Origin of the sequence: Burkholderia sp. IO2 (assembly GCF_029522185.1) — a bacterium.
GTDB lineage: Bacteria > Pseudomonadota > Gammaproteobacteria > Burkholderiales > Burkholderiaceae > Burkholderia > Burkholderia cenocepacia.
On record NZ_JAKWFH010000036.1, the window covers coordinates 69352 to 80221 of the forward strand.

The following is a 10870-nucleotide window of genomic DNA, read 5'->3' on the forward strand; positions in this document are numbered from 1 at the left end:
TAGCCCGACGAGCGAGATGTTTGCAACTTTCATACCAGTGGCGGGGATATCGCGATGCAAGCCGGCCGGACGCGAGATGCCGGAGGGAAAGGCCGCAGCCGAACGCAGCGAATCGCACTCGCGCGGTGCGAACTGCACTTCGTGCACGCGCTTCGGGCGCCGCCGTGGTGCGTGAAGCGCGGTGCGGTGCGTTCCGGTCAGGTCGTGCCGTCGTCGTGCGGTGTCTCCGGCGCGCTTCGCTGCATACGACGTCGCACGGAAGTCTGCGCGTGCTCGTCGACGAATCGCTCGGGCGACGTCAGCGCGTCTTCCGCGATATCGGCAAGCGGCCGATTGCCGTCCATCGACGCCTTCTGCAGCATCCGATACGCTTCGTCCTCCCGCAGGCTGAAGCGCGTCATCAGCGTATTTTTCGCGCACTGCACGAGCTTTCGCTCGTAGAGCGCTCGACGTGCCGCGTCGAGCTCGACCTCCGCGCCGGCCAGTCGCGCCGATTGCGCCTCCAGCAGGGATTTCAGGCTGGCGAGCGTCCCCGGGTCGGAGCCGGAGAGACGTCCCGGCAGCTCGTGAACCGCCGCGCGCGCCGACAACGGATCGCCGGCAAAGAACTGGGCGAGCGCCTGGATATGCGGGGGCGGATTGTTTCGCAACTGCGCCATCAGGCGCTCGGAGTCGCGCAGCGTTCGGTGCGCGTCGTCGATTCGCGCGTCGCACGTTTCCTGCACCTGCAGCGTCAGTGCAATCTGAAGGTGCCAGAGATCATCGATGCGGGCGCTCGCGGCGTCGAACCATGCTTCGCTCAGGCCGGCATCGAGCGCATCGCCGGCGTGCACCGTGCACAGTACGCGGCGCAGCTTCTCGAGCGCCGCCATGTGCGGCTCCGTCAGGCGGGTTTCCCACCATGCGTTTTGCGCCGTGCTTGCGAAGCTCGCGAAGACTTCGAGACTGCGCTCCTGCGCGGCTATCAGATACAGCAGGCGCTGCTGCTGGTCCGCCGAAAACGAGCCCGCCGCAAACATGTGCGCACCGACGGCGCGTTCCTGTCCCGCTTCTTCCTTGCCCTCGACGACATGGACGAGGGCAATCAGCATGCGCGACACCGACGGATCCGCCCCGCTATCGGCAAACTGGAAAATCAGCTCTACCAGGCCGCCGATCACGGTACTGAAAGCCTGGACCGAATCCGGCGCCGACAGCGCAAGATGGTCGATCTGTTCGCGCAGCACATCCAGCGATTCCAGGTCGAGCAGCACCCAGGCGATCAGCGACAGCAGGCGCGACGTCGAGCCGCGTGCGGGCGTCAGCTCCCGATCCAGGCGCTCGCGCAACTGCGCGACGAGCGGCGCCGATTCGCCGCGCGAAGCCGCGTGTTCGGCGACAAAGCGCTTCCCGCTCGACGCCAGATAGATGCTGGTGGCGCCGCGCTCGCGCTGCAGCGCATGGATCAGGCGGCCGAGCAGGTCGACCAATTCGATCTGCTCGGCCAGCTGGCGCAGCGACGCGATTTCCTGCTGCTTGGCGAGCAGCGCGAATTGCAGGGCAGTGGCGGGCATGGTGAATACTGACCGTAGACAGGGACTCGGTTCAGTGTAGTGCGGACAATATTCGTTATTTTTACGCGTTGGATGTCAAGATTCGTGACGAAGGCGCGGTCCGCAACAAGGCGATCTATCTGGCGCCGTCCGTGGTCATCGACGAACTGACGCGCCAGCCAACAATACGGCGGGCGAATACGTCGATCACGAACGCGACGTAAAGCCAGCCTTGCCACGTCGAAGCGTACGTGAAGTCCGACACCCAGAGCTGATTCGGCCGCTGCGCGTTGAATTGCCGGTTGACCCGGTCAAGCGGGCGCGGTGCGCTCTTGTCGGCGATCGTGGTGCGAATCCGTTTGCCGCGAACCTCACCACGCAGACCTTGCAGCTTCATCAGCCGACCGACCGTGCAGCGCGCGACCACAATGCCCTCGCGGTTCATCTGCTTCCAGACCTTCGGCACGCCATAGACTGCATGTTGGCCTGCCAGACACGCCTGATCTCGGGTTGCAGAATCTCATCGCGTTTCGCGCGGGCGCTGCGTCTGGACGGATCGCGAAGCTGTGCCGCATGGCATCGGCAGCCCGACGGGGCGCTCCGCAAGACCTTGCAGATCGGCTCGCCCCCGAAGGTGTCGCGATGCTGATCGACGAACGCCGTCAGGACTTGAAACGGCGGTCGAGTTCCGCCTGGGCAAAAAACGCGCTCGCAACCTTGCGAATCTCGTTGGCACGACGCAGTTCCTTGACCTCGCGCTCCAGGGCCTTCAGCCGTTCGCGTTCGTCAGTGGTCACGCCATCGCGCTCCCCTGGTCAACCTGATCACGCTTGATCCATTCGTGCAGCGTCTGCGGCGTACACCCAATCATCGGCGCAATCGACTCGACCGCTGCCCACATCGCCGGATGTTCGGCGGCGAAGCGCAGGCGTTAGGTTGCCCAGACAGATGAGTCGTAGCTGCGCAGATGCTGAGCTCCGTCGACTGGACGCGCGAACCGGCCCAAACGGCTTTGCAGGCAAACGTAGCTTTACTTCAACGAAGATCGATACAAGTCAAATACATCTACATCCGCTTGTTCAAGCAAATCTTCAAATTCACTATCCCCGCGCGTGCGGAGGATCTCAAGTTCTGCATCAGAAATAGGGATTCCTTGCAACCAATTGACTTTCTCTCCGCTCTCCAAGTCAAGTTGCTTGAAATGCCCGTCATTCCACAGAAACGGTGCTGTCAGATACAGATGTGGGACTAACGTGTCGCTGTAGCATTCCGCGACATACCCTTCCAGCACGCCCCCTGGCATCACCGCCCACCGTGATCGCATTAGCGCAAAAGCAGCAAACGCAAGCACATTTGGCCAGTGCTCAATATCAGCGGGCATTGCACCACACAACTCAACACGAGTCCCTAACTCCGTCTCGCCGCCAAGAGCAGTCTCAAAGAGACCTATCGTGCTGTAAGACACGAGATCGGGGTCAGGCGAGTCCGCGACTGAGAGTACGTCGACCGCCATGGGCAAGTCATCGTGCAGATATTCCAGCACCTTGGGCATGCCGTCGAACACCGACAAGGCGTGCCGCCCCACAGCTTTTCGGCCAGCAGAAATTGGGCCTTTTGTCATGTCACGATTCGAGATGAGCGCTCACGGTTGAAGCACGATGCGTAAACGAGATAGACTAAATCTCTTCAATCACAACATCCGCTTTATTCTTCAGCGCATCATCAAAAGCTTCAATCAACAGATCAAACAAATCGCGCCCCGTACTAGATACAAAGTAATTACCCATCGAAGTAATATCTGAACTAATATCCGCCCCCCAAGGAGGTTGCTTGGTTCGATCTTCATAATCCCATATTACCGAAGAGGGCGGAAAATTATTCAACTCTTCACGAATTTTCTTCAACTCCTCTAGCGCCTGCCCAACGTGCTCCGCTGGCACACGCCCCTCATAAAACTCTTTCGATATAACGGGAAACTTGGTTCCCGGACCGTTGGACTCCAAGAGCCCCCAGATTGTGGAAAAGAACGAGTTAAAAAAGCTCGATGCTCCGACCTCGTCAACTATCGATCCGACTCGTACGCCAACTGACATGTGCTACCTCAATATGGTAATGTTACTTGGCTGAATTATACCGTTACTGCGCGTGGAGATTGACTGAATAACGTTTTGCAGCTCACCACGACTGACTACTTGACCACGAATATCTACAAAAAGCGATTGGACGGTATCCGGAGGCAATTGTTGCGCACGATAGATCGCCTGATTCGATACGTTATCGATCAATCGTTCCTGGCCTGCGGGCGTCTCAATATTGTAGTTCTTCACTTCAACGCTCGAACCATCTTTATACCAGTCAGGACGTGTGCTTCCTTTGGTGCCATAGGGAACCTCTTTCCCGTCCTTGAAGGACCTTTGTTCTTTGTATCCTTGCCCGAGTTTCTTCCCTACATCCTTCTCACTCTGCCTCCAAGACGGCCTCTTAGGCTTGGCTTGGACTTTCAGTCCATCTCCCGCAGGTTTTGCGTTGGCCTCCCCTGCGGCTTTCGCTGCATCAGCGGTCGCCTCGGTTGTCTCGCCTCCCTTCGCCGCCGCACCTCCAATGTCAGAGGCCTTGCCTGCTTGGCCAGCCGCCTCGGCAACCTCGCCAGTCTTCCCAGCCGCGTTCGCAACCTCTCCCGTTTTTCCCGCGACATTTGCAACGTCAGCAAGCTCGCCTGCCTTTCCGGCAACATTCACCGCCTCGCCAACCTTGCCTGCCACATTCCCCGCTTCGCCGACCTTGCCGGCAGCACCAACACCACCAACAAACAATCCGCCGATGTCGACCGCGCCGCGCCCCAGCGCCTCACCATAGTTGCCCTGGCTCCACGCCTCCATATACGGCTTGGTGATGCCATCGACGATCGCGCCAGGATGATCGTAGATCGCCTGCGCCGTCTTTCCGGCTGAGTCCAACGTCTGCGAGTACCCGTGGTAGTCGTATAACCCTGTCAGATCAGACAGACCCTCAGCAGCCTGCGACACTGGCGATAGCTTGGCCGCTCCGACCGCCAGCCCGCCCAAGCCCTTCGCCATGTCCCACACCGCGCCGCCGGCCCCCTTGAAGAACCCGCCAACTTGATGCATGACGCCCTTCTCGGGTGGCGGATTCGCATCCCCCACGACGTTCCCGCTCGCATCCACCGAGCTACCCGGCGCGGGCGCAGTTACGTAAGTGCCCGTACAGTTGCCGGAGTTCATCGTGCACGGGTCACCGTCACGAATAACGGGATGGCCACCCGCGCGAACCGTCGTGCTTCCCTTCGTCGGCTTGGTCTCGCCTCCCACCGTGCCGGAACGTACCCCATCGGCTGAGCCCGCTTCGTCGCCCGTACATGTCGGGACCACGCTCTGATCGAGCACGTACGCCGGCTTGCCGTTGAATCGCACGCTCGGCACGACGCCCGACGACCCGCTCAGATCCGACACGACCTGATAGGGTACCGGTGGTGTCGAGCTGCCCATCGGAGTCTTGCACACATCGGGCGTGCTACTCACGGCCTTGAAGCTGCCGTCCTGCCTCGACGCAATCCGATTGCCCTTGGAGAAGTGATCGGACGGCTGCGCCTGATCCTGCGGCTTATAGACGCCCGTTTCAAAGCGCCTCTGGACTGACTTCCCCGCTTCATCGAATATATCGCGCAGGTCCGGGCGATCGCTCCACGGATTCGGCGTATTCCACAAAGAGTCGAGATTTTTTACTGCGTCACGAGCCTGCTCCACACTCTGGATGTTGAAATGCTCCCGAAAAACGTCACCCGCATCTCCGGTGATGGTGACCGTTAGTGGTTCAGCCATGCCGCACCTCCGCCGGATCGACCGCGTTACCCGACGATGTCGCGGCAAGCCGCTCCAGCCCCGCCCGGTCGACAAACCTTGCCTCGAAGCGCTGCGCACGCACTGATTTCATCAGCGTTGCGCGCCACGCCAACGTCACCACGGGGTTCGCTGCGTCCGACACATCAACTGACAACGTATCGAGCAGCAGCGGCGCGAACTTGAGCGACTGGTCGGTGTAGACCCATCCCATCGGTAGATGGCCTGGCAAGGCGATGCGCAGGATCGTATTGCCCCGCTCGCCGACGGTCGATCCGGGCGTGCCAACTGGAACAAGATTCGTCAGCACGATCGTCTCGTCACCCTTCAGGTGCGGCACCTGCATCTGTGGGTGCGCGCCATTCCAGTACCTGAACTGAAAATCGTCCGGCAAGCCCGGATGGCGCTCAGCGAGCCACTGGTCATCGTACGTGCCAGCAAGCTCACGCCTCGATTTCCACGCCTTCCCGACGATACCGACGCCAGCCGGATGCAGCGACGGAGGCGCCTGCCCATTCACAGCTGCGAGCCACGCTTGTATCGAGATGGGTTCGCTGCTGGCTTCGATCTGCGGAGCAGCGACCCGCTGCAGCTTCGTCGCATCAAGGAACCAACGTTCAGCAAATCCCAGACCGATCGGATTGTTTTCGCAGGCCGTATGCGCCACCGGGACGTTATCTTGATCGGGATGCGCAGCCTGCTGCTTGTCATCGAGCCGAGATGCCTTCGGCACACGTTTCGCAGCCGGATCCTGCGCGTCGATCCGACACTGCCCGCCCCATGCGTATTCGTAACGCATAGGCAGCGCTGCGATTGGCTCAGGCGGCGTCAACCACCAGTCGATGGGACGCACGATGCCGAGCGAGGCGATCTTCACGAGTCGGTTCATGCTTCGACCAAACGTCGATCGTCGAGCAAAGTACCTTGGGCCGGTCACGAACAACCTACGATCTAGCAGGACTTTCGTCGTCGGCACACCCGTGTCGTTGTTGGATCGCATGGGTGCCGACACAATTCGAATGCCCGCTGCGAATCGCGGCAACGATCGCCCCTGCGGCGCATAGGCCGTCCCGTTGATGAGTACATCGCAAAGCGGTTTATACGGCGCGAGATCGCTTTCCTCTGCCACGCTGGACTGATTCGGCTCGCCGTGGAAACGATCTGATGTCGCGAGCGGTCTCTGCTCCTGCGCAAGCATCAACACGCCGTCTCGCAGCTCGAAAGTCTGGCGCAAGACAACGGTATGGAACGATGCGCCGTCCGGCGCAAACGACTCGAACGCCAATGCAGGAAAAGGCGTGTGATTGGAGAACTCCATCGCCGCTCCCGTCAATTGACGTCAACATCCTTGCCGTTGATCTGCACCGGCCCTGAGCCCTCGATTAGCAGTTGCGTGCCGCGCAGCGTGATGTGTCCGTTGCTCTCCATAATGAGCACCGAGCTACCGGTCTTGAGCTCGATACGGTCGCCAGCCGTGATCGTGTACGTCTTGCCGACCATCGTGGTCTTCGACAGGCCGACTTCTTCAGCGCTAGCCAGCCCCGCCGATGTGTTCACTGCGCCGGCCACTGTCACCTGATAGCCGCCGCCCACGGTCAGTGCTTTTGCAAGCCCCACCGTCTCCGTCGACGTCAGCGCAATCAGGAGATTCTCCATCCCTTGGATGGTCTCATTCCGGTTGCCACCGACCGTCAGCGTCTCGTTGTTACCAACGGTCTCGGTGCGATCCACCCCAACGTGAATCGTCTCGTTGTTGTCGACCGTTTCCGTACGATCGTGGCCGACGTGCACCGTCTCATCGTGATCGATGTTCTTGGTGCGGTCGTTACCTACCCAATGCGATTCATCGTGCTCGACCTCGATGCGCTGATCCTTCTCGGCGTGTAGCCACACCTCTTCCTCGCCCTTCTTGTCCTCGAAGCGAATCGCATTGGCCGTATTGACGTTACCGGTCTTGGTCGAGCGCGTCAGAATCCCGCTCTGTGTCGCGTTGGCTGGCAACGCCCACGGCGGCATGTTCTGCGAGTTGTAAACGCGCGACGTCACGAGGGGACGGTCCGGATTTCCATCAAGGAAACTCACGACCACCTCATCCCCGATTCGCGGGATCTGAATCATCCCGAAACCGCTACCCGCCCACGGCTGGCTCACGCGCACCCAGCAGGAACTCCCTTGGTCACGTTTGCCGAGACGATCCCAGTGGAACTGCACCTTCACCCGGCCGAGACTATCCGTATAAATCTCCTCGCCTTTCGGACCCACGACGATTGCCGTCTGCGGCCCGACGATCGTCGGACGCTCGCCCTCGAATGCCGGACGGTACGGAATTTTCTTGCGAATGCAGGTGAAGCTGCATGAATACGCAGAAGTCCCCTCGCCAGGCTCGTAGTTGTTCGTGCCTGTGTGCGACACAGTCAGCAACAGGAATTGCCGGTCTTCCTGTTTGGTACTGGCGTGATCGTAGTGGTCGTCCAGCTCGAAGTATCGGCACGGCATCATCCGCCGGCCCGTCGTCACCCCGACGAACGTTTTGCTGTGTGCAGCCAGCGCTTCCGTCCGGAAGCGCGCGAGCTCTTCGCCCCGATCACTGTCAGCGAAACCATGCTCGCCGAGGTAGTCGTAGATCTCGTAGGACGGTACGTCGCCTTGATTGACTTCCGTGCCGCCCGACACGAATCGCCGGGCATGAGGAATTTTGTAGTCGAACGTTTTCAGTCCGACCGTGTCCGGTGCAAGCTGACGCTGTGCTTGAAATGACGTGATGACGGCGAGATTGTCCATCGCCTCGCCCTGATTGTATTGCAGCGATGGACTGCGCCCGTCGATCGGCTTCGCGGTCACCGAGTTATCGGCGATGATCAGCTTGTGCCCATCCTTCGCATGCTCGAAGTAATAGAACAAGCCATCCTCTCGCATCAGCCGTTCGACGAAAGCAAGATCCGTCTCACGGTACTGCGTGCAATAGCTGCGATTCTGCGTTCCTTTCGACAGACGGAACTCAAACGATGCCAGCTTGCCGTACTCGCGAAACACGCGGGAAAGAATCGCCTCCGTATTCTCTTCCTGAAAGATCCGAATGTCCTGTCGGCGAGAAAGCATCCAGAGCCACGGCAGGATCGTTGCGCTGTACATCGCAAAACCGCCATCGGTATCCAGATGCGAAAACGCCGCGACGTATCCGTGGAAGTAACGCTCTTCCGAGCTGGCGAGCGCATCGGTCAACTGCAACGTGATTGTCACAGGTTGGCCGATCAACTTCTTCAGCTCGATATTCTTGTCTTGCGACGCGAGCCGGACATGCATCTCGAAATTCTGAGATAACCCCTCGGTACAATGGAAATCGACAAGCACGAGATCCGATCGACCTTTCAATGGCGTTTCAATCGTAAACAGGCGATTGCTCTGGAGCCGGAAGAAGCTCGCAATTTCGGACATTTGCATATATAGCCTCGGAATCTCTCAGCAGAGGGGCAATTTTTTGTCGGCGCGGCCATTTTAATATGCCTGCGCGCCATTTTGACTAGATGTCGGCTCCGGAAAACAGGGACCGATTATCGCGGATTATTGAATATTGCAGCGAATGGACCATCTGCTGTCACATTACGAACGTGAAGTCGGATTGCTTGCACGCAGTCTGGCGGACTTTGCTCGACGCTTTCCGAAGATTGCAGCACGCCTGGGCATGTCTGGTGGCCACGTCGAAGACCTGCACGTCGACCGAATGGTACAGACGTTCGCGCTGCTAGCGGCTCGTGTCGATGCGAAGCTTGATGACGATTACCCGCAATTCACCGAGGCACTTCTCGAAATTGCCTATCCGCAGTATCTGCGCACGGTCCCGTCATGCGCGGTTGCCTCGTTCGACCCATCGGTTCTGTTCGGTCAGCTTACCGAACCGCTGACGATAGCGCGCGGCACGATGCTGGACGCCAATGCCGCACCGTGCCGCTTCCGTACACTCTACGACGTCACGTTATCGCCGTTGCGTATCTACTCGGCACGCTATTCATCAGCGACGCTCGCGCCAGCAGCGGCGCGCATCCCGACAGAAGTGACGGGGATCATTTCGATTACCTTTACAAGCGAATCCGCGTCGCAAGCATTCGATGACGCCATTCCGTCCACCCCAGTGCGGGTACATCTGTCCGGAGAGCGGCCGCTCGTCGCCGCGCTTTCCGATACGCTGTTGCTTCGTGCATCGGCCGCCTACGTGGAGGTGGACGAAAGCGGACGCTGGACCCGCTTGTCGAAAGCCCCCATTGAGGCGGCCGGCTTTGCCGATGACGAGCGATTGTTGCCGAACCAAGACGATACAAGCGCACAATCGTTCAGGCATCTGATCGAGTATTTTGCCTTCCCCGAGAAGTTTGATTTCGTCGACATCGACCTGGGTCGAATGCGTCGCGCCGCGCGCGCCGAAGCAGCTCGACGACTGACGCTTCACGTCGCCGTGCAAGGCACCGCCCATGATTCCGGCACCGCTCAGATCCTGGCAACGCTGAACACCAGCACGTTCCGATTGTTTTGCACACCGGTCGTCAACCTGTTCGAACGCGCGGCAACGCCTATCCAGCTAACCAGTCACGATGCCACCTATCCGATCACGCCGACCCCGTTGGCAACCGGCATTCCGCTGAGCGTCTACTCGGTTGAGGCCGTGTATCTGGGCGAGCGTACGAAGTCGGGCGAAGACAAGGCCGCCATCGCTTCACATGCGGCACCGCGCACGCAGGTGTGGCCGTATCGTGCATTCAGTCACGCGCGGCCCATGGATTCGTCCGCCATCTATTGGCTGGCCTACCGAGATCCGGAGGCCATGCCGGACGGCGCGCTGGCGGAATCGCAACTGGCGTTGGTCGACTTAAAGGGTCAAACCGCTCATCCGCGACACCCTCAGGTCGATGTCGATGTCCTGGCAACCAACGGAGCAATGCCGTCCCGGTTGCCGATCGGGGCCCCCGATAGCGATCTTCTGTACGAGGGTTCGGCATTGGCGTGCCCGATCATGCTGCTCTCCCGCCCCACCTTGCCGGCTGCCTTGCCGCGGGGCGGTGCACTTTGGCGCGTCCTGTCGGCACTGGCGCCGCATCCGCTCGACCTGACGCGGACCGGACTACCCGCGCTGAAGGAGTTTCTCCGTTTCCATGCTCCGCGTTCCAGCGTGGTTGCCCAACGCTGCATCGACGCGATCGCATCTCTCGACTGCAAACCAGCGATCAGGTGGATGTCTCTCGACAATCACTTCCCGTCATTTGTTCGCGGTGTGGAGATCCTGCTTTCGTTCTCCGAGGCGGCGACACGAGATGTCAGCCTGCATCGGTTCTCGGCTGTCATGGACCGATTCTTCGGCCCGTACGCTTGTATGTTCAGTACTGACCAGTACGGTAAAGTCTGGTGGTAGCCAGACGAGACCGTGCAGTTTGCCCCGCGCTTGGGTGTTGGAGCCCGTGACTGAGTACAAAACGCACGGTTGCCGTGCTG

General features: G+C 59.8%; 7 protein-coding genes, 1 pseudogene and 1 other annotated feature. Of the genes and pseudogenes, 1 reads left to right on the top strand and 7 read right to left on the bottom strand.

Annotated features, from left to right (window positions below):
• Positions 1 to 197: 197 nt before the first annotated feature.
• From MMB92_RS22595 to tssI, 7 genes and pseudogenes are all read right to left on the bottom strand, one after another.
• Entirely contained in the window at positions 198 to 1553 is a 1356-nt protein-coding gene (locus MMB92_RS22595; protein WP_084750149.1) for a nitrate regulatory protein, read from the bottom strand.
• A 127-nt stretch (positions 1554 to 1680) separates the two neighbouring features.
• Positions 1681 to 2445 (bottom strand): annotated as a pseudogene (locus tag MMB92_RS22600) (IS3 family transposase); the annotation flags it as partial.
• Positions 2124 to 2240 (bottom strand) — a sequence feature (AL1L pseudoknot). (Overlaps the previous pseudogene by 117 nt.)
• A 117-nt stretch (positions 2446 to 2562) precedes the next feature.
• Entirely contained in the window at positions 2563 to 3153 is a 591-nt protein-coding gene (locus MMB92_RS22605; RefSeq protein WP_230878158.1) for a suppressor of fused domain protein, read from the bottom strand.
• Positions 3154 to 3208: 55 nt separating this feature from the next.
• Positions 3209 to 3625: an Imm70 family immunity protein gene (locus MMB92_RS22610; protein ID WP_077056230.1), complete on the bottom strand. Its 417-nt coding sequence runs from the start codon at positions 3623 to 3625 to the stop codon at positions 3209 to 3211.
• 3 nt (positions 3626 to 3628) lie between these two features.
• Positions 3629 to 5371 carry a DUF4150 domain-containing protein gene (locus tag MMB92_RS22615; RefSeq protein ID WP_080331214.1) on the bottom strand — a complete coding sequence of 581 codons (1743 nt, stop codon included), beginning with the start codon at positions 5369 to 5371 and terminating at the stop codon, positions 3629 to 3631.
• Positions 5364 to 6707 carry a DUF2169 domain-containing protein gene (locus MMB92_RS22620; protein ID WP_060263189.1) on the bottom strand — a complete coding sequence of 448 codons (1344 nt, stop codon included), beginning with the start codon at positions 6705 to 6707 and terminating at the stop codon, positions 5364 to 5366. The genes MMB92_RS22615 and MMB92_RS22620 overlap by 8 nt, the downstream gene beginning before the upstream one ends.
• An 11-nt stretch (positions 6708 to 6718) precedes the next feature.
• Positions 6719 to 8830, bottom strand: coding sequence for a type VI secretion system tip protein VgrG (gene tssI, locus MMB92_RS22625; protein ID WP_196433215.1), 2112 nt, complete (start codon positions 8828 to 8830; stop codon positions 6719 to 6721).
• A gap of 139 nt (positions 8831 to 8969) precedes the next feature.
• Between tssI and tssF the strand changes: the two genes are divergently transcribed.
• Positions 8970 to 10790: a type VI secretion system baseplate subunit TssF gene (tssF, locus tag MMB92_RS22630; RefSeq protein ID WP_264858786.1), complete on the top strand. Its 1821-nt coding sequence runs from the start codon at positions 8970 to 8972 to the stop codon at positions 10788 to 10790.
• Positions 10791 to 10870 lie beyond the last annotated feature (80 nt).

Coding starts and splice junctions, on each gene's coding strand:
- MMB92_RS22595 (WP_084750149.1), bottom strand. CDS start 1,553: ATGCCCGCCACTGCCCTGCAATTCGCGCTGCTCGCCAAGCAGCAGGAA.
- MMB92_RS22605 (WP_230878158.1), bottom strand. CDS start 3,153: ATGACAAAAGGCCCAATTTCTGCTGGCCGAAAAGCTGTGGGGCGGCAC.
- MMB92_RS22610 (WP_077056230.1), bottom strand. CDS start 3,625: ATGTCAGTTGGCGTACGAGTCGGATCGATAGTTGACGAGGTCGGAGCA.
- MMB92_RS22615 (WP_080331214.1), bottom strand. CDS start 5,371: ATGGCTGAACCACTAACGGTCACCATCACCGGAGATGCGGGTGACGTT.
- MMB92_RS22620 (WP_060263189.1), bottom strand. CDS start 6,707: ATGGAGTTCTCCAATCACACGCCTTTTCCTGCATTGGCGTTCGAGTCG.
- tssI (WP_196433215.1), bottom strand. CDS start 8,830: ATGCAAATGTCCGAAATTGCGAGCTTCTTCCGGCTCCAGAGCAATCGC.
- tssF (WP_264858786.1), top strand. CDS start 8,970: ATGGACCATCTGCTGTCACATTACGAACGTGAAGTCGGATTGCTTGCA.